This is a genomic window from Lysinibacillus sp. NPDC093210 (genome assembly GCF_044753985.1).
GTDB lineage: Bacteria > Bacillota > Bacilli > Bacillales_A > Planococcaceae > Lysinibacillus.
In genome coordinates this window covers 12254-31332 of the sequence record NZ_JBIVOE010000017.1, presented here as the reverse complement: position 1 = coordinate 31332, position 19079 = coordinate 12254, and the positions used below count along the sequence as shown (strand labels likewise).

General features: G+C 38.6%; 15 protein-coding genes, 1 rRNA gene and 1 other annotated feature. Of the genes, 14 read left to right on the top strand and 2 right to left on the bottom strand.

Annotation, left to right across the window (positions count from 1 at the left end; all coding sequences use genetic code 11):
* The 4 genes from rrf to asnB all read left to right on the top strand — a co-directional run.
* Positions 1-92, top strand: a 5S ribosomal RNA gene (gene rrf, locus ACIP9C_RS22990); the annotation flags it as partial.
* A 401-nt stretch (positions 93-493) separates the two neighbouring features.
* Positions 494-1957, top strand: coding sequence for an IMP dehydrogenase (gene guaB, locus ACIP9C_RS22985; protein ID WP_228134214.1), 1464 nt, complete (start codon positions 494-496; stop codon positions 1955-1957).
* 134 nt (positions 1958-2091) lie between these two features.
* Complete coding sequence (locus ACIP9C_RS22980) at positions 2092-3429, top strand: D-alanyl-D-alanine carboxypeptidase family protein (protein ID WP_401015158.1); 1338 nt, start codon at positions 2092-2094, stop codon at positions 3427-3429.
* 105 nt (positions 3430-3534) lie between these two features.
* A complete protein-coding gene (asnB, locus tag ACIP9C_RS22975) occupies positions 3535-5376 on the top strand; it encodes an asparagine synthase (glutamine-hydrolyzing) (RefSeq protein WP_401015155.1) in 1842 nt (613 codons plus the stop codon).
* 17 nt (positions 5377-5393) lie between these two features.
* Here the strand turns inward: asnB and pdxR are convergent, their stop codons facing one another.
* The gene (pdxR, locus tag ACIP9C_RS22970; RefSeq protein ID WP_401015152.1) at positions 5394-6824 is read right to left on the bottom strand and encodes a MocR-like pyridoxine biosynthesis transcription factor PdxR; all 1431 of its coding nucleotides are present in this window, start codon (positions 6822-6824) and stop codon (positions 5394-5396) included.
* A gap of 105 nt (positions 6825-6929) precedes the next feature.
* Here pdxR and pdxS point away from each other — a divergent pair, with 105 nt between their 5' ends.
* From pdxS to ACIP9C_RS22945, 5 genes are all read left to right on the top strand, one after another.
* A complete protein-coding gene (gene pdxS, locus ACIP9C_RS22965; protein ID WP_401015149.1) occupies positions 6930-7814 on the top strand; it encodes a pyridoxal 5'-phosphate synthase lyase subunit PdxS in 885 nt (294 codons plus the stop codon).
* Position 7815: 1 nt separating this feature from the next.
* Positions 7816-8379, top strand: coding sequence for a pyridoxal 5'-phosphate synthase glutaminase subunit PdxT (gene pdxT, locus ACIP9C_RS22960; protein WP_401015146.1), 564 nt, complete (start codon positions 7816-7818; stop codon positions 8377-8379).
* Positions 8380-8427: 48 nt separating this feature from the next.
* Positions 8428-8644: a binding site (T-box leader), on the top strand.
* Positions 8645-8722: 78 nt separating this feature from the next.
* Positions 8723-10003, top strand: a complete 1281-nt coding sequence (serS, locus tag ACIP9C_RS22955) for a serine--tRNA ligase (protein ID WP_401015143.1) — start codon at positions 8723-8725, stop codon at positions 10001-10003.
* A gap of 224 nt (positions 10004-10227) precedes the next feature.
* The gene (locus ACIP9C_RS22950) at positions 10228-11562 is read left to right on the top strand and encodes a sigma 54-interacting transcriptional regulator (protein ID WP_401015140.1); all 1335 of its coding nucleotides are present in this window, start codon (positions 10228-10230) and stop codon (positions 11560-11562) included.
* A 315-nt stretch (positions 11563-11877) separates the two neighbouring features.
* On the top strand, positions 11878-13452 hold the full coding sequence (locus ACIP9C_RS22945; RefSeq protein ID WP_401015137.1) for an amidohydrolase: 1575 nt from the start codon (positions 11878-11880) through the stop codon (positions 13450-13452).
* Positions 13453-13606: 154 nt separating this feature from the next.
* Here ACIP9C_RS22945 and tadA read toward each other — a convergent pair whose 3' ends face one another.
* A complete protein-coding gene (tadA, locus tag ACIP9C_RS22940; protein ID WP_401015164.1) occupies positions 13607-14107 on the bottom strand; it encodes a tRNA adenosine(34) deaminase TadA in 501 nt (166 codons plus the stop codon).
* Between the two features lie 162 nt (positions 14108-14269).
* Between tadA and ACIP9C_RS22935 the strand changes: the two genes are divergently transcribed.
* The 5 genes from ACIP9C_RS22935 to ACIP9C_RS22915 all read left to right on the top strand — a co-directional run bounded on the left by ACIP9C_RS22935 (position 14270) and on the right by ACIP9C_RS22915 (position 18763).
* Positions 14270-14605, top strand: a complete 336-nt coding sequence (locus tag ACIP9C_RS22935; RefSeq protein ID WP_401015134.1) for an ArsR/SmtB family transcription factor — start codon at positions 14270-14272, stop codon at positions 14603-14605.
* Positions 14606-14642: 37 nt separating this feature from the next.
* Positions 14643-15593, top strand: coding sequence for a cation diffusion facilitator family transporter (locus tag ACIP9C_RS22930; protein WP_401015130.1), 951 nt, complete (start codon positions 14643-14645; stop codon positions 15591-15593).
* An 81-nt stretch (positions 15594-15674) separates the two neighbouring features.
* Positions 15675-16007 carry a metal-sensitive transcriptional regulator gene (locus ACIP9C_RS22925; protein WP_401015127.1) on the top strand — a complete coding sequence of 111 codons (333 nt, stop codon included), beginning with the start codon at positions 15675-15677 and terminating at the stop codon, positions 16005-16007.
* A 56-nt stretch (positions 16008-16063) separates the two neighbouring features.
* Entirely contained in the window at positions 16064-16270 is a 207-nt protein-coding gene (gene copZ / locus ACIP9C_RS22920) for a copper chaperone CopZ (protein WP_228134225.1), read from the top strand.
* 81 nt (positions 16271-16351) lie between these two features.
* Entirely contained in the window at positions 16352-18763 is a 2412-nt protein-coding gene (locus ACIP9C_RS22915; RefSeq protein WP_401015124.1) for a heavy metal translocating P-type ATPase, read from the top strand.
* The last annotated feature ends 316 nt before the right edge of the window (positions 18764-19079 follow it).

Genomic DNA, 19079 nt, shown 5'->3' with positions numbered 1-19079 from the left:
ACACCCGTTCCCATACCGAACACGGAAGTTAAGCTCTTTAGCGCCGATGGTAGTTGGGGGCTTCCCCCTGTGAGAGTAGGACGTCGCTAGGCACACAAAGCAGTCAGCAATTGTTGGCTGTTTTTTTATTTGGGTTAAAAATTAATGGTAATTCTCTTTGTAAGCACTCTCATATGACTCTCATTGTTACTATTTTCTTGATAATTTATGAAATTAGTCTGTATAAGAGAATACAATATTTGTAATCTTGAATTTAATGTTTAAGGATTTGAGTCTTTTAAAGGTAGTGAGTTTTTTACAAGAAAAATATATTAAATAGAGAAAATCCTACATTAAATATAGAAATTCGGACTTAATAATAGAGAATAGGGTATAAATTTTACTAGAGTAAGATGTCTGAATTGTCTTTCTTTTATAAGTTTCTTGACAGTAGCAAGACTCGTTGTTAATCTTACAATTAATATTCTTTTAACTATAGGAGGAAGTTACGAAAATGTGGGAATCTAAATTTGCCAAAGAAGGTTTAACTTTTGATGATGTATTATTAGTACCAGCTCATTCAGAAGTATTACCGAAAGATGTTGATTTATCAGTTCAACTAACACCAAAGATTAAATTAAATATTCCAATGGTCAGTGCAGGAATGGATACAGTAACAGAATCTAAGATGGCAATTGCTATGGCACGTCAAGGTGGTATCGGTATTATCCATAAAAATATGGGAATCGATGAGCAAGCAGAACAAGTTGAAAAAGTAAAACGATCTGAAAATGGCGTTATTACAAACCCATTCTTCTTAACTCCAACCCACCAAGTTTTCGATGCTGAACATTTAATGGGGAAATACCGAATTTCAGGTGTTCCAATTGTTGATAGCATGGAGAACCAAAAACTAGTTGGTATTATTACAAATCGCGATTTGCGTTTTATTTCTGACTACTCTTTAAAAATTGAAGATGTAATGACAAAAGAAGATTTGATTACGGCTCCTGTTGGAACGACTTTAGAGGATGCTGAAAAAATTCTTCAACAATACAAAATTGAAAAACTTCCTATTGTAGATGAAGATGGTAAATTAACTGGCTTAATTACAATTAAGGATATTGAAAAAGTAATTGAATTCCCGAAAGCTGCGAAAGATGTACATGGTCGTTTATTAGTAGGTGCAGCAGTAGGTGTTTCTAAAGATACAATGGTTCGCATTGAGAAGCTTGTTGAAGCACAGGTGGATATCGTAGTAATCGATACAGCGCATGGTCACTCAGAAGGCGTACTACAAACAATTCGTTCTATCCGCGAGACATACCCTGAACTGGAAATCATCGCTGGTAATGTAGCAACTGGAGATGGCGCTCGTGCACTATTTGAGGCTGGTGCAGATGTAGTGAAAGTTGGTATTGGACCAGGATCAATTTGTACAACTCGTGTTGTTGCAGGTGTAGGTGTACCTCAAATTACAGCTATTTATGATTGCGCTACAGTAGCTCGTGAGCTTGGTAAAACAATTATTGCTGATGGTGGTATTAAATACTCTGGAGATATCGTAAAAGCCCTTGCAGCAGGTGGTAACATCGTAATGCTTGGTTCACTTCTTGCAGGTACTTCTGAATCTCCTGGGGATACTGAAATTTTCCAAGGTCGTCGTTTTAAAGTTTATCGTGGTATGGGTTCAATTGGTGCAATGGAAAAAGGTTCAAAAGATCGTTATTTCCAAGAGGATGCGAAAAAGTTAGTGCCTGAAGGAATTGAAGGTCGACTTCCTTATAAAGGTCCTCTAGCAGATACAGTTTATCAATTGATCGGCGGTATTCGAGCAGGTATGGGTTATTGTGGAGCTCCTAACCTTGAGTATTTACGTGACAAAGCACAGTTTGTCCGTATGACAGGTGCAGGTCTTCGTGAGTCACATCCTCATGATGTTCAAATTACAAAAGAATCACCAAACTATTCAATGTAATAAAATTCTCGCAACTTTTATGCTCTCGTATCGTCTACAAAGATGGCACGAGGGCATTTTTTATGAACTAGATTGCGCACGTATGATGATATCTATGATAAAATGTCGAGGACAAGATTATTTTTTGGAGGGCAATGAAGGTGAAAAAAACAACGAACACCGTATTACGTTTGCTCCTAATTCCTGTTTTATTATTTAGTATATTTGCGGGTATGCCTGCGAAAGCAAATGCAGAAACAGATTTAGGGCTTACAGTAGATGCTGCGATTCTAATAGACGCAGATTCAGGAAAAATTTTATATGAACAAAATGCAGATACTTCACTAGGTATCGCTAGTATGACGAAGATGATGACAGAGTACCTACTACTGGACGCAATCGATGCAGGTACAGTGAAATGGGATCAAGAATATCATGTTACAGATTATACGTATCGCATGTCTCAAAATCGTGCATTAAGTAATGTACCATTACGAAGAGACGGATCATATACAATTCGTGAACTTTATGAGGCGATGGCTATCTATTCTGCTAATGCAGCGACAGTAGCTATTGCAGAAACAATTGCAGGTACTGAAACAGAGTTCTTAAAGCTTATGAACAAAAAGGCGGAAGAGCTTGGACTTGAAGGCTATAAGTTTGTAAATGCTACTGGTCTTAACAATGCAGATCTATTTGGTATGCAACCAGCAGGCACTGGTCCACAAGATGAGAATGTGATGCCAGCTAAGTCTGTAGCAAAATTAGCGTATCATTTATTAAAAGACCATCCAAAGGTTTTAGAAACATCTAAGATTACAAAAAAGACATTCCGTGCAGGTACAGATGATGCAATTGAGATGTCAAACTGGAACTTTATGTTACCTGGTCTAGTATTCCAATATGAAGGCGTAGACGGCCTAAAAACAGGTACTACAAACTTTGCAGGGCATTGCTTCACAGGTACTGCAGAACGCAACGGGACACGTTTAATTGCAGTTGTAATGAAAGCTGTAGATGCAAATGGACAAGGTTCGTATAAAGCCCGCTTTGATGCTACAGCAAAATTATTTAACTACGGCTTTTCACAATTTACAAAACATGAAATTATCCCAGCGAACTATAAATTTAAAGACCAAAAGACTGTAAAAGTTACAAAAGGGAAAGAAGATAAAGTAGCCATCGCTGTGAAAGAACCAATTTCATTTATGGTGAAATCTTCTGAAAAAGATTTATATCAACCAAAATTACTATTAGATAAAAAAAGTCTGGAAGCTAACGTTAAGAAGGATACGGTAGTAGGTAAAGTCGTTATTGAGCGTACAGAAGGCAAGGATTACGGCTTTATCGATGGCAAGGAATTTGCATCTGATGTCGTGACAACAGCATCTGTTGAACGTGCAAGTGGCTTTGCTCTATTCTTCCAAGGTATCGGTAATTTCTTCGGCAGCTTATGGGGCGGCATTACTGACTTTGTTGGCGGCTTATTTTAAAAACTAAGTATAAAGAACACGTTTATGTTTGAAAAAGCATAACGTGTTCTTTTTCACATTTTACAGGCTTTCTGCATACGCTAATAGGCGAAAGGATGTGGCTAAATGTGTGGTATTACAGGGTGGGCTAGTTTTAAAAAGGATTTACGAACAAGTGATAAAATCATGAAGTCTATGGCGCAAGCATTAAGTAAACGAGGCCCTGATGATGAAAATACTTGGTGTAATGAACATATTGCATTTGGCCATCGACGGTTAGCAGTTATCGATTTAATAGGTGGCAAGCAACCGATGATGAAAAAACATGATGGCGTAAACTATGCCATTACATATAATGGCGAGCTCTATAATACAGAAGAATTACGTAAAGAGCTGCAAACAAGAGGGCATGTTTTTACAACTCAGTCAGATACGGAAGTATTAATAACTGCTTATATTGAATGGAAAGAACAATGTGTGAACTATTTAAATGGCATATTTGCTTTTGGCGTGTGGGATGAACAAACGGAATCACTTTTTCTGTGCCGTGACCGTCTTGGGGTAAAGCCTTTGTATTATACGGAGCAGCAAGAAGGGTTACTTTTTGCATCAGAGGTAAAGGCGCTATTTGCTCATCCAGCAGTTCATCCAATGGTTAATACAGAAGGGCTTGCTACAATAATGGCTGTAGGACCATCTAAAACACCTGGAAAGTCGCTATTTCATAATATTAATGAATTACGGCCAGGATACGCAATGAGGTATTCAAGAGACGGGGTACGTATATGGCAATATTGGCAGCTTCAAAGCAAAAAACATGAAGAATCATTGGAAGAGACAATTGATCATGTACGCTATTTACTGACAGATGCTATCGAACGACAACTTGTATCAGATGTACCAATTTGCACATTTCTGTCTGGAGGTTTAGATTCCAGTATTATTACTGGTATTGCGGCAAATAGCTTCCAGCAACAAAATAAAGGCAAACTTCATACGTACTCTATCGACTATGAGGATAACGAACGTTTCTTTAATCCACATGCTTTTCAAACTTCAACGGACACTTATTGGATTAAAAAAATGAACGACTCATTTGATACAACACATCATGCTGAGCAAATTTCACAGCAACAATTAATCGATTTATTGATAGAAGCTGTCATTGTCAGAGATGCTCCTGGTATGGCGGATGTTGACTCTTCGTTACTATGGTTTTGCCGAGAAATAAAAAAAGATTTTACGGTAGCCTTATCGGGGGAATGTGCAGATGAGATATTTGGTGGCTATCCATGGTTTAAAGAAAGGACTACAGGCTTTCCATGGATTCGATCACTTCCAGAAAGAACAGCTATGTTACGGGAGGAATGGCGCAACAAGTTAGATGTGGAAAACTACGCACAGCAAGTATATGATCAAACGATTGGAGAAGTACCTTATCTAGAGGGGGAAAGTCCTGAGGCAGCACAGCACCGTGAAATGTTTTATTTAAACATGGTATGGTTTATGCAAACATTGCTAGAACGAAAAGATCGGATGAGTATGGGCGCGAGTCTAGAGGTGCGCGTGCCATTTGCAGATCATCGGCTTGTAGAATATGCGTGGAATATTCCTTGGGAAATGAAAAATTTAGACGGAATGGAAAAAGGCTTACTTCGAAAAGCGATGTCGCATTTATTGCCAGAGGAAGTGTTATATCGTAAAAAGAATCCATATCCGAAAACGTATCATCCTGTTTATACAGCAGGTGTTCAAAAGTGGTTAAAAGAAATATTAAATGATAAAAATTCAGTTCTTCATGAATTTTTTGAACGACAAAAATTAGTGGAGTTAATTGAGTCTGGAGGAAGTTCATTTAAAGTGCCTTGGTATGGACAATTAATGGCTGGTCCGCAACTCTTAGCCTATTTAGGGCAAATTCATACGTGGTTTAAGCATTATAATATTCAACTAAAAGAAAATGGATAAAAAGCACAACCATCTTATCACTTTAATCGTGATGTAGATGGTTGTTTAAGTTGTATTGCCCAGCAATTCATTAATTTCTCAACAGATGTTTCAATTTCATGCACCGGTATACCTCCAAAGCCAAGTAAAAATTGAGCTTGTGAGGTCGTATTTTCATCAAGTCGATAATCTGATAATGGATAGATACCTATTCCTTCAGCATTGGCACTTTGCTGTAATTGTTTCTCGGATAATTCATGCTCAACATTGAGCAAGATGTGCATGCCTGCTTGCTCTCCTGTTATTTTAATTTGAGTAGAATAATTTTCTAAAATGGTAGTTAGCTTCTCATGCTTTTTTCGGTATACTTTTCGCATACGATTCAAATGTTTTGAAAAGTGACCGTCTCGCATAAAATTGGCTACAATGTGCTGATCAAATCTAGGTACTGTCGATGAATAATAATTAAAGACATCATTATAAGTAGCCAGCAGCTTTGGTGGAAGCACAAAATAGGCAACTCGTAAAGAAGGCATTAATGATTTTGTAAAGGTACTCATATAGATTACTTTGTCATTGCGATCTAATGCTTGAAGAGCAGGAATTGGTTTTCCAGTATAACGAAATTCAGAATCATAATCATCTTCAATAATATATCGTGATGGGCTTTGAGCGGCCCAATTTAATGCCTGTGCACGTCTTGTCGCAGATAATACAGCGCCAGTAGGGAATTGATGCGATGGTGTTATATAAACAACGTTGGCAGTAGTTTTTTCTAGTTCCTGAATAAGTATTCCTTCATCGTCTACAGATATTGGACAAACTTTTCGCTTATGTTGCAGAAACATCCGATGCACTGTTGGATAACCAGGATTTTCGAGCGCAAAGCAAGTATCTTCACTGAAGAGACGTAATATCATTGGAAGTAGTTGTTCAGTACCTGAGCCAATAACAATTTGCTCAGGGCTACAAATAACGCCACGTGATTGATATAAATAATTAGCAATTTCCGTACGTAATGCTAGTTCTCCTTGTGGCTCACCTGTTAATAATAGTTCCTTCGAGGCATCATCAAATAGCTCTTTTGCATATTTTCGCCACGTTTGAAATGGAAAGGCATCAATATCAATGGAACCAGGGTTAAAATCAATGGAATATGATTTTTTCCGAGGCTGCTCTGTTAGATACGCGGATGGGTCTTGCTGAATATATGGAAGTTCATCAATTTCCTCAACAAAATAACCGACCCTCGATTTTGACATAATATAACCTTCAGCAAGTAACTGTGCATAGGCAATTTCAATAGTCGTTTGAGAAATATTTAAAAAATCTGCTAATTTTCTTTTTGAAGGTAATTTTTCTCCAACGGTAATTTTCTTTGTAGTAATGGCTTCTTTTATACCGCTATAAAGCTGATCATATAGCGGTTTTCCACCATCTTTTTCAAGCTGAAATAAGAGCATGTCCATGAGCGATTATTCTCCTGACCTTATAATTATTTTGCAAACTGAATATTTTGATATGGTCAATTTCTATTATACTAAATTTCATCACAAAGGTGGAGGTAGAAAATAATGAAGCAAACAGGAACTGAATTAGTAAAGCGTGGGATGGCTGAAATGCAAAAGGGTGGCGTAATTATGGATGTCATAAATGCAGAACAGGCGAAAATTGCTGAAGCGGCAGGGGCTGTAGCTGTTATGGCGTTAGAGCGCGTACCTTCGGATATACGAAAGGCTGGGGGAGTTGCGCGCATGGCAGATCCTCGTATTGTTGAAGAGGTTATGGGAGCAGTTACTATTCCAGTAATGGCAAAAGCACGTATTGGTCATATTGTCGAAGCGCGAGTATTAGAAGCTATGGGCGTTGATTATATTGATGAGAGTGAGGTATTAACGCCAGCGGATGAGGAATTTCATTTATTAAAGAGTGATTATACAGTACCATTTGTATGCGGTTGTCGTGATTTAGGCGAGGCAGCTCGTCGTATCGGTGAAGGGGCGTCTATGCTACGAACGAAAGGTGAGCCAGGTACAGGTAATATTGTAGAGGCTGTACGCCATATTCGTAAGGTCAATGCGCAAGTGCGAAAAGTTGTCGGTATGACTGAGGATGAGCTAATGACAGAAGCGAAATTACTAGGCGCTCCTTTTGAATTATTACGAGAAATTAAAAAGCTTGGCCGCTTACCGGTTGTAAACTTTGCAGCGGGTGGTGTTGCGACACCAGCAGATGCCGCCCTCATGATGGAATTAGGTGCCGATGGTGTATTTGTTGGGTCAGGTATTTTTAAATCAGAAAATCCCGAGAAATTTGCACGTGCTATTGTCGAAGCAACGACACATTATAAAGACTATCAACTGATTGCAGAAATCTCAAAGGAGCTTGGCGTGCCGATGAAAGGTATTGATATTGCACAGCTGAGTCAAAGTGAACGTATGCAAGAACGAGGCTGGTAATATGAAAATAATCGGTGTGTTAGCGTTACAGGGTGCTGTTCGAGAGCATGTTCAAATGTTAGAAGCACTTGGATGTCAAACGGTTTTAGTAAAGCATAAGGAGAAGCTAGCAGGGCTTGATGGTCTAGTATTACCTGGCGGAGAAAGTACGACGATGCGTAAGTTGCTAAATCGCTATGAACTGCTAGAACCAATACGGACACTTGCACAACAAGGATTACCTATGTTCGGCACTTGTGCAGGACTTATTTTACTTGCAAAAGAGCTGGTCGATCATGAACCACATTTAGCTGTCATGGATGTTGTCGTTGCTAGAAATTCGTATGGACGTCAAGTAGATAGCTTTGAAGTGAAGTTGGATGTTCCAGCTATTGGTGAAGGGATATCTGCCGTTTTTATTCGAGCACCGCATATTGTGTCAGTCGGCGAAGGTGTTGAAGTGTTAGCTGTGCATGAAGATAAAATTGTGCTAGCACGTGATAGGCATTTACTTGGATGTTCATTTCATCCTGAACTAACGACAGATTCCCGTATTCTCGAATATTTTGTGACGTCTATGGTGTGACTTGCAAAATCTCGAATCATATAGTACAGTAGGATAAAATTTAAATAAGTAAACACGATGATGGGAAGCAGTAACAAGCACGTTTTTTTTAGAGAGTCAGCGGTTGGTGGAAGCTGATAAAAGCACTTGTGAATCCGTCCTGGAGTTGCGCAGTCGAAGTAAATGAAGTAGGCTGTCGCCGGCTGAAATGCCGTTATGAGATAAGTGGACTAGGCAAAGTGTCTGGTCAATTAGGGTGGCAACGCGGGTAGCTCTCGTCCCTTTCATGGGATGAGGGCTTTTTTGTGTTCCATCATAAGTAAATCGCCCATCATTATGAAATCTACTACTGGAGGTATGAACGATGTTAGATATTAAACGCGTCCGTGATAACTTTGCGGAAATTAAAGAAATGCTATTAACACGTAACGAGGATTTAGGAAACTTAGACGATTTTGAAGCTTTAGATACGAAGCGTCGCGAATTAATCGCAAAGGCAGAAGAGCTTAAAGCTGAACGAAATAAAGTGTCTGAGCAGATTTCTGTTATGAAACGTAATAAAGAAAATGCTGATGAAGTAATCGCTCGTATGCGTCAAGTTGGCGATGAGATTAAAGAGTTAGATACACAGCTAAATGAAGTAGAAGATCGTTTTAAAGATATGATGATGCGTTTACCAAACGTTCCACATGAATCTGTGCCAGTTGGTACTACTGAAGACGATAATGTTGAGGAATATACTTGGGGCGAAGTGCCAACTTTTGATTTCGATATTAAAGCACACTGGGATATTGCAACAGATTTACAAATTGTCGATTTCGAACGCGGTGCAAAAGTAACTGGAAGCCGTTTCTTATTCTACCGTGGCTTAGGTGCTCGTTTAGAACGTGCATTAATGAGTTTTATGATGGATTTACATGCAGAAGAGCATGGCTATGAAGAAATGCTACCACCTGTTATTGTTAATCGAGACAGCTTAACGGGTACAGGACAGCTGCCTAAGTTTGAGGAAGATGTATTTAAAGTAGATGATACAGACTACTTTATGATTCCAACAGCAGAAGTACCAGTTACGAATTTCTACCGCGATGAAATTCTTCCTATTGAAGCTTTACCACAGGGCTTTGCAGCATATAGTGCATGCTTCCGCTCAGAAGCGGGCTCTGCAGGTCGCGATACACGTGGCTTAATTCGTCAGCACCAATTCAATAAAGTAGAATTAGTACGTTTTGTTAAACCTGAAGAATCTTATGAGCAACTAGAATTATTAACTGGTCACGCTGAAAAAGTACTGCAATTATTAGGCTTACCTTACCGTAAATTAAAAATGTGTACAGCGGATTTAGGTTTCACAGCTGCGAAAAAATATGATTTAGAAGTTTGGATTCCGGCACAAAATATGTACCGTGAAATTTCTTCTTGCTCAAACTTTGAGGATTTCCAAGCGCGCCGTGCGAATATTCGTTTCCGCCGTGAGCCAAATGCAAAACCAGAATACGTGCACACATTAAACGGCTCAGGTCTTGCAATTGGTCGAACAGTGGCAGCTATCCTTGAAAACTATCAGCAAGCTGATGGAAGTGTAATGATTCCAGAGGTATTAGTTCCTTATATGGGCGGAAAAACAGTGATTGCACCAAAATAACAAGTCCACTGTGGTCACAAATCGGGAATTACAAGCTTCAACTGACTGAAATGTAGTAATTCCACAGGTAAAAGTAAAGACAACACGCTAAGCTATTTTAGTTAATCTGGTTTTAGATTTTCTAAAATAGCTTTTTTTTGCTTTTTTAGCGCTCAAATCTCTCATTATTTTAGAAAATTCGTTATAATGAGTATAATTCATGGGGACAAGGGGGGAGAAAATTCATGGTTCTACATCAATTTACACAAGCATTACGAGAGTTTGATAATGTTTTAATTACCGATGAAAAAGGCTGCGCAATTTTTTATGATTTAGCAGATTTAAATATATTGTTAGAGATTGGCTTAACACCAGATGAATTTTTCCAAAAAACCGTGACTGATAGCTATCAAAATTTATCAACTGAAACAAGTACAATTTTTAAAGTACTGCAAACAGGAGAACCAATCATTTACTTTGAACAGGTTCTGACGACGTTAAATGGCTTTAGTTATACATCGCTTAGCTCAACCTATCCGATTATCGAAGATGGAGCAATTATTGGCGCTATTGAGTTTTCAAAGCATTTTTATGAGAGTAAACAAATAAAATATTTAGATCATTTTCTCGGACATAAATTATATCGAGATAACCATACAAATTACCGTTTAGAAGATTTAATTTCTGTTAATGCAGAAATGAAGGCACAAACTGACAAGGCTCGCCGTGGCGCAAAGAAAAATTCATCTATACTGATTACAGGGGAAACAGGTACAGGGAAGGATATTATAGCGCAAGGTATTCATAATGAAAGCGAGCGTTTTACGAAGCCGTATATTGTGCTCAATTGTTCCATATTGACTGAGGATACTATTTTTTCACAGCTTTACGGTATTGAGGCTGAAGGGAAACAAGGAAAACTGCATGAGGCTAATGGGGGCACTTTACTTATTGATCAGTTAAATATGCTGGATTTATCATTACAGGCAAAATTACTGCATGCGGTAGATTTGAAAACGCTGAACGGGGAGCCGTTAGATATTAGATATATTACAACGGTCAATGAAGATTTAGATAAACTTTTAGCAGAAAAAAGATTACGTGAGGATTTATTTTATCGTCTGAACGTTATGCAAATAGATTTGCCACCGCTTCATATGCGCAAAGAAGATATACCTGCTATTCTTGATTTTTATATTCAATTTTATAATGAGCATACAATTCAAAAAGATGTTCGTTATAGTGAAGAGGTACTTCAATTATTTTATGAATATCATTGGCCAGGAAATGTGCGCGAACTAAAAAATGCGCTGGAAACGGCCTATAACAATTTAATAGGACAAGAAATTTTACTGGAGCATATTCCAGAGCGGATTGTAAGGACGGTGCAGCAAAAAGCGCAGCCGTCCATGCCCAATATTCATTCAGGACATTTAAGAGATTTAACAGAAGCTTATGAACGCCTGATTATTGCTGAAAAATTACGTGAAACAGAAGGGCGCTTAGCAGAAACAGCCCGTCGTTTAGGCATCTCACGTCAGCTACTTAAATATAAATGTTTAAAATATGAGTTGTTGTAAAATTTTTTTTACAAAAAGGAGATAAAAATTTATCTCCTTTTTTCATTGCTGAAAGTTTTTTATTATTTAGATAAATCTTATGTGAGTTTTTATGTTTAAAGGGACAGTGATTGTTTGCCTGTAAACATAAGTAATTTAAAAAACATGCTATTCACATGCCAGTTCTCACTAACTTTTGTCCTACTACAGTCTAGTGGATTCGCTTGGATTACCATGCCATATGCTTTTGAGTAGGTGCTTTATTACATACAGTAGTGAAAGCCGACGACCTAACGAAAACGACCTTGGTGTTGAAGAAATAGGAGTTGAAAAATAATGAAAATCTTTCGCAATGCAAAAATTTATACAGCCAATTCCGAATGTCAATCTGCTACAGCAATGGTGATTGCTGATGGCAAAATTAAATGGCTTGGTTTAGAAGGAGATATGCCTTCATATGAAGGAGAAATTGTAGACCTACAAGGAAAAGTTATTATTCCAGGTATTATCGATGCGCATATGCACCCAATAATGTTGGCGGATGTGCTTGAGCAAGTAGCTTGCCTACCACCACAAATCCTTTCTATCGAAGAAATGATTGTAGCTTTGCAAAATTACGATGCTAGGCAACGTGGCTGGATTTTAGGCTGGGGCTACGATGAAGGAAAGCTGGCTGAGAAACGTGCACCACTAAAGGAAGATTTAGATCGTGCATCAACAGAATTACCAGTTATCGTCATGCGTACATGTGGACATATTATTTCCGTTAATAGTAAAGCATTAGAAATTGCCGGTATTACAAAGGATACTTCTGATCCGCAAGGTGGACAAATTGACCGAGACCAAAACGGTGAGCCGACAGGTGTGCTTCGTGAAAATGCACGCAATTTAGTACTACAACATTTACCATCTCCATCTGAGGATGAAATTGTAGCAAGACTCGTGAAACTATCTCATATTTTAGCTTCCTATGGCGTAACAAGTATTACAGAAATGATGGCAACGGTAAGTCCTCTTGATTATTTAAGCTTATATCGTAAGGCGCGTTCCAAAGGTTTGAAGCAACGTGTCGCTGTTAATTATGTATGGGATGATATACAAAAGCATGATTTATTAGTAGAAGAAAATATAGATCGCCAAGCAGGCGCATATATAGGCGGAATCAAGTTATTTTCGGATGGTAGTGTATCGGGACGTACAGCGCTTGTCTCTGAGCCATTTTTAAACAGTACTGAAACAGGTATTGCCATGACGACAAAAGAGGAACTTTTAGCTGCGTCTATTGAAGCAAGGAAGCATGGTATTCAATTAGTCGTTCATGCAATGGGCGACAAAGCTATAGACTTAATTGTTGATACTTTCTATGAAGAAGAAGCATGGTTAACAGATGCGCCATCTGTCCGTATCGAACACGCTGCAATGCCGTCAGAGAGCGCCTTGAAGAAGGCAGCTGAATGGGGCATCGGCTTTGTGCCACAGCCAATCTTCTTATTTTGTGAAATTGAAAGCTACTTACAAAATCTCGGCCTAGAGAAAACGCAAACGTTATATGGTGTGCAAACATTTTTACAGCAAGGCATTGCTACAGCCTTATCATCAGACGCACCTGCGACATCTTGGGCAGAAGCATCCAATCCTTTCGTAACGATTCAGGCAGCTGTTACACGTACTGCATATGATGGTACAGATTTAGGTGCCGCAGAACGTATTTCAGTAGAAGAAGCATTACAGCTTTATACTGCTGATGCAAAAACGATGATACGTATGGAAAAGGTCGGTCTGTTAAAAGAAGGTTATGAAGCGAATTTTGTTGTATTAGCGGAAGACCTTCGTGAAATATCACAAGACCAGATTATGAATGTGAAGCCACTTGCTACTTATATTGAAGGTGAGTGTGTTTTTAAACAGTAATTTTTGCTAGCATGAAGCGATTATTTTGTTATGAAGATGTTGTCGCTGCTACGACACATTTCATATATATCGCCATCCCCATAATCATAGAAAAGAAAAAGGTACCTCACAAATTTTGAGGTACCTTTTTCTTATTAGAGCAAAGGAACTTAACCTACAATGATTCACAAGATCCTGTGCTTTCAGCCATTTTACGTGCTTTTTTCTCAGCCTTTTTTCGTTCACGTAATACGCGGAAAAAGTCAGTTAAAATTTGACCACAGTCTTCAGCCAAAATACCTTCTGTAACATCACATTCATGGTTAAAACGGGCATCATTTAATAAATGATAGAGCGAATTGACACACCCTGCTTTTATATCTCTCGCACCATATACAACACGCGGCACTCGTGACTGTAAAATGGCACCTGCACACATAGGGCAAGGTTCCAATGTGACATAGAGTGTTGTTTGTTCAAGACGCCAACTACCTATTTTTTTACATGCCTCTTGAATAACCATTAATTCAGCATGCGTTGTTGCATTTTGGGTTGTTTCACGTAGATTATGTGCTTTAGCAATGACTTCTCCCTCGTATACAAGAACGGCTCCTATTGGCACCTCGCCAAGCAAGGCAGCTTTTTTAGCTTCTTCTAAGGCTTGGCCCATAAACATAAGGTCTGTTTCATAATTATCCACTAGTATCTCTCCTTATAAATAGTGTATCACGCGTATGGAGTTTTGTGTTTTGCTTTGAATTGACATTCCTAAAATAACCATATATATTTATATATGAACACGTGCTCATATATAAATACAATATTGGGGGAATGGAAAATGGATGAACAAGTTAAACAGATAGAAGTAGAGAGTGGAAAGGGACAGCACTTAGATGAAGAAACGCTATTTGTTGTGTCTCAAACGTTTAAAGCACTGAGTGATCCGACAAGAATACGCATTTTAAATTTATTATGTTCAGATGAGCACTCGGTCAACGACATCGCTGAAATATTAGACTTAAGTCAATCAACAGTATCCCATCAATTACGATTTTTAAAAAATTTAAGATTAGTGAAATTTAGGAGAGAAGGAACAAGCTTATACTATTCAAAAGATGATGATCACATTATGAATTTATTGAAGCAAGCAATTGAACACGCTACACACAACTAAAAGTTTTGTATTAATAAATTTTTGGAGGGGAAAACTAATGGGGCATAATCACGATCATGGCCATGATCATACACATGGCGCAAATAAAAAGGTACTTTTGCTATCCTTTATAATCATTACGAGTTATATGGTTGTGGAAGCGATTGGTGGGGTTTTAACAAATAGTTTGGCGCTTTTATCAGACGCTGGACATATGCTAAGCGATTCAATTTCATTAGCGATAGCACTACTTGCTTTTATGTTTGGAGAAAAAGCAGCTAGCTTTAGTAAAACATATGGCTATAAAAGGTTCGAGATTTTAGCAGCAGTATTAAATGGCGTGACATTAATATTAATAGCATTATTTATTTTCTATGAAGCAATTGAGCGTTTTGCAAATCCTCCAGAAGTAGCAACGACAGGGATGCTAATTATTAGTGTAATTGGACTTTTAATAAATATTTTAGTGGCATGGATTATGATGCGAGGTGGCGATACGCAAGACAATTTAAATATGCGCGGAGCATTTTTACATGTATTGAGCGATATGCTTGGCTCTGTAGGTGCCATAGTCGCTGCATTAGTTATTATGTTTTTCGGCTGGGGATGGGCAGATCCGCTCGCAAGTGTCATTGTGGCAGTATTGGTATTACGTAGTGGATATTTTGTAACAAAGGCCGCGATCCATGTTCTTATGGAAGGAACACCGTCAAATGTTGATGTACAGGAAATCATTCAAATAATCGAGCAAAATGAAGGTGTGCACAGTATCCATGATCTTCATATTTGGACGATTACTAGTGGTACAAATGCACTTTCCTGTCATGCAGTTGTCGATAGCCAACTAAGCATTGGGGAAAGCGAGCATATATTACGCGAAATAGAACATAATCTTGAACATAAGGGCATAAAGCATATAACGATACAATTGGAAACGGTAGCGAATCGACACGATGAGTCAATTTTATGTAATATAAAAAGTGAGCAAGCTCATCACAATCATGATTAAAAAAATTTTTAAAAAAAATTGCCTACTTTACATACCCTTCGTGGGTATAGTATGATTATAATCAAATAGGAGGTGAAGCAGTTGGAGGACACAGTGAAAGATGATGCTTGTCATACAGAAGAAACTACGTCGTGTCGAAAAAGTCACCACCCTGAGCGCGTAAAAAAGGATTTAACGACTCGTTTAAATCGAATCGAGGGTCAAATCCGAGGCATTAAGGGGATGATTGAAAAGGACGTTTACTGTGATGATGTTATAACGCAGTTGTCTGCCACGCAATCGGCTTTAAATAGCGTAGCGAAAATTTTATTAGAAGGTCATTTAAAAGGCTGTGTCGTAGATCGCCTATCTGAAGGTGATGAAGCGGTTCTAGATGAGTTAGTAGTGACCATTCAAAAATTAATGAAAAAATAATAATTTTTTAGGGTATAGACTCTTATATAGCATTTTAATTTAAAGGAGAGATATTTATGCAAAACGTAACATTAAACGTACAAGGAATGTCATGTGGACATTGTGTTAACTCAGTAGAAAAAAGTGTCGGTGCATTAGCTGGTGTAGAACAAGTAAAAGTAAATTTGGCTGATGGTTTGGTAGATGTGGCGTTTGACGACGCACAAGTATCACTTGCGCAAATTAAAGAAACGATTGACGATCAAGGTTATGAGGTAGAATAAGATAAGTAGGGTGCTCAAAAAGCACTCTATTATTTTCAAATCTATATACCCCTAGTCGGTATATGAAGAGGAGGAAAGGCAATGAGTTCTGACTTAAAGGAAACGAATTTACAAATTACAGGTATGACTTGTGCAGCATGTGCTACTCGAATAGAAAAAGGATTAAAAAAAATGGAGGGTGTTGAGCAAGCAACTGTAAACTTAGCGCTTGAAAAGTCCTCTATAAAATATGATCCAGCAAAATTGAGTGAAGCAGATTTTGAAAAAAAGATTGAAGCATTAGGTTATGGTGTGGTGAAACAAAAAACGGAACTAGATATTACAGGTATGACGTGCGCTGCTTGCGCCACACGCATAGAAAAAGGTTTAAATAAACTGTCAGGTGTATCGACGGCTTCTGTAAACTTGGCTCTTGAAAAAGCAACAATCGAATTTAATCCAACAGAAGTTTCTGTATCTGACATTATCGGAAAGGTAGAGAAATTAGGATATGGTGCTCATCAGAAGGCGGATGAGCAAGCAACCGAAGATCATCGAGAAAAGGCTATAAAACAACAGCAACAAAAACTTATTTTCTCTGCGATTCTTTCGCTACCATTACTTTGGACGATGGTTGGCCACTTTTCTTTTACATCATTTTTATATGTCCCTGATTTTTTAATGAATCCTTGGGTGCAATTAGTGTTGGCTACACCGGTTCAATTTATTATTGGGAGACAATTTTACGTAGGGGCATACAAAGCACTACGTAATGGAAGTGCCAATATGGATGTTCTTGTCGTTATGGGGACCTCTGCGGCATATTTCTACAGTGTTTATCAAGCGATTGTCACAATCAATTCGCATCACGGCCCTCATCTATATTTTGAAACGAGTGCCGTTTTAATTACGTTAATATTATTAGGTAAATTATTCGAGGCAAAAGCTAAAGGTCGTTCATCGGAAGCTATTAAAAAGCTAATGGGCCTTCAAGCTAAATCTGCTATTGTTGTGCGCGACGGCGTAGAAAAAGAAGTACCGTTAGAGGAAGTTGTAATAGGTGACATTTTATTAGTGAAGCCGGGTGAGAAAATTCCAGTTGATGGTGCCGTATTAGAGGGCACAACGGCTGTTGACGAATCAATGCTAACTGGGGAAAGTCTTCCGGTAGATAAAAAGCAAGGTGATTTATTATACGGTTCAACAATTAATAAAAATGGTTTTGTGAAAATGTCGGCTACAAAAGTTGGCCGTGATACAGCACTGGCACAAATTATAAAAGTCGTGGAAGATGCACAAGGCTCAAAAGCGCCTATTCAACGTTTAGCAGACCAAATTTCCGGCATTTTCGTACCAATCGTCGTTGGCATTGCGATTGTGACATTCCTTATTTGGATCCTATGGGTAAAACCAGGAGAATTTACACCGGCACTTGAAGTGTTAATTGCTGTGCTTGTAATTGCTTGTCCTTGTGCGCTTGGCTTAGCGACACCAACATCTATTATGGCAGGCTCTGGTCGGGCTGCTGAATTTGGTATTTTATTTAAAGGTGGCGAGCATTTAGAACAAACGCAGCGCATTGATACAGTCGTTGTCGATAAAACAGGTACAGTTACACACGGAAAACCTGTGTTAACAGACGTCGTACTAGCAGCCAATCAAGAGGAAGCACATGTTCTTTCATTAATTGGCGCAGCGGAGAAACAATCGGAGCATCCGTTAGCACAAGCAATTGTTCAAGGAATTGAGGATAAAGGTATCGAGCTTGGCGATGTTCAATTTTTTGAGGCAATTCCAGGCTATGGTGTGCAAGCAACAGTTTCCGGTCAAGGTGTTGTAATTGGAACACGTAAATTAATGCAACAATACGATATTAATATTGAGCATATATTGCCGACAATGGAGCATTTCGAAGAGAGCGGTAAAACTGCAATGTTGGCTGCTATTAATGGTCAATATGCAGGTCTCGTTGCTGTAGCAGATACGGTAAAAGATACTTCCAAAGAGGCTATTCATCGTTTACAGGAAATGGGTATTACTGTCATTATGATGACGGGTGATAACAAACGGACTGCACAGGCCATTGGAGATGAGGTTGGTGTGAATCATGTTATAGCGGAAGTACTCCCAGAAGGAAAAGCCGATGAAGTGAAAAAACTTCAGGCTGCAGGCAAAAATGTAGCGATGGTAGGGGATGGTATAAATGATGCACCAGCATTAGCAACAGCACATATTGGGATGGCTATTGGTACAGGCACAGATGTCGCAATGGAGGCCGCTGATATTACGTTAATTCGTGGGGATTTAAATAGCATTGCGGAAGCAATCATTATGAGTCGTAAAACAATGCGCAATATTAAACAAAATCTATTTTGGGCATTTGCTTATAATACATTAGGTATACCTATAGCGGCAATGGGTCTACTTGCACCATGGGTAGCGGGCGCAGCTATGGCATTCAGCTCAGTATCTGTTGTATTAAATGCCTTACGTTTACAACGAGTGAAATTATAGTGCCAGGCACTCAAACAATTCTCAAACAATTTTCCAAGTAAACGTCCACCAAGACGCCTGCTTAGAACGGATGTACCATAAGATGAAACAAATGTGCGCCATCGATGGTTGTGGCATACAGCGTGCTCGCGGAAAGCGCAGTAGACTTTTTTCACTAGAAAGAATGTAAGACGCGAGCGAATTAAGATAGGGAAGTTTATCGTATGCCTGAGGAAAGCGCCCACTATAGTGGAAATCTACGGCAGTATTTGTCTAGAGTCTGAACCCACTTCGGTGGGTCTTTTTTTATTGGATTATCTATCAAGTGTACATATTA

What these genes read in the sequence shown, in the direction of transcription:
- guaB (WP_228134214.1), top strand. Translation starts at nt 494, where the DNA reads ATGTGGGAATCTAAATTTGCCAAAGAAGGTTTAACTTTTGATGATGTA.
- ACIP9C_RS22980 (WP_401015158.1), top strand. Translation starts at nt 2,092, where the DNA reads ATGAAGGTGAAAAAAACAACGAACACCGTATTACGTTTGCTCCTAATT.
- asnB (WP_401015155.1), top strand. Translation starts at nt 3,535, where the DNA reads ATGTGTGGTATTACAGGGTGGGCTAGTTTTAAAAAGGATTTACGAACA.
- pdxR (WP_401015152.1), bottom strand. Translation starts at nt 6,824, where the DNA reads ATGGACATGCTCTTATTTCAGCTTGAAAAAGATGGTGGAAAACCGCTA.
- pdxS (WP_401015149.1), top strand. Translation starts at nt 6,930, where the DNA reads ATGAAGCAAACAGGAACTGAATTAGTAAAGCGTGGGATGGCTGAAATG.
- pdxT (WP_401015146.1), top strand. Translation starts at nt 7,816, where the DNA reads ATGAAAATAATCGGTGTGTTAGCGTTACAGGGTGCTGTTCGAGAGCAT.
- serS (WP_401015143.1), top strand. Translation starts at nt 8,723, where the DNA reads ATGTTAGATATTAAACGCGTCCGTGATAACTTTGCGGAAATTAAAGAA.
- ACIP9C_RS22950 (WP_401015140.1), top strand. Translation starts at nt 10,228, where the DNA reads ATGGTTCTACATCAATTTACACAAGCATTACGAGAGTTTGATAATGTT.
- ACIP9C_RS22945 (WP_401015137.1), top strand. Translation starts at nt 11,878, where the DNA reads ATGAAAATCTTTCGCAATGCAAAAATTTATACAGCCAATTCCGAATGT.
- tadA (WP_401015164.1), bottom strand. Translation starts at nt 14,107, where the DNA reads ATGTTTATGGGCCAAGCCTTAGAAGAAGCTAAAAAAGCTGCCTTGCTT.
- ACIP9C_RS22935 (WP_401015134.1), top strand. Translation starts at nt 14,270, where the DNA reads ATGGATGAACAAGTTAAACAGATAGAAGTAGAGAGTGGAAAGGGACAG.
- ACIP9C_RS22930 (WP_401015130.1), top strand. Translation starts at nt 14,643, where the DNA reads ATGGGGCATAATCACGATCATGGCCATGATCATACACATGGCGCAAAT.
- copZ (WP_228134225.1), top strand. Translation starts at nt 16,064, where the DNA reads ATGCAAAACGTAACATTAAACGTACAAGGAATGTCATGTGGACATTGT.
- ACIP9C_RS22915 (WP_401015124.1), top strand. Translation starts at nt 16,352, where the DNA reads ATGAGTTCTGACTTAAAGGAAACGAATTTACAAATTACAGGTATGACT.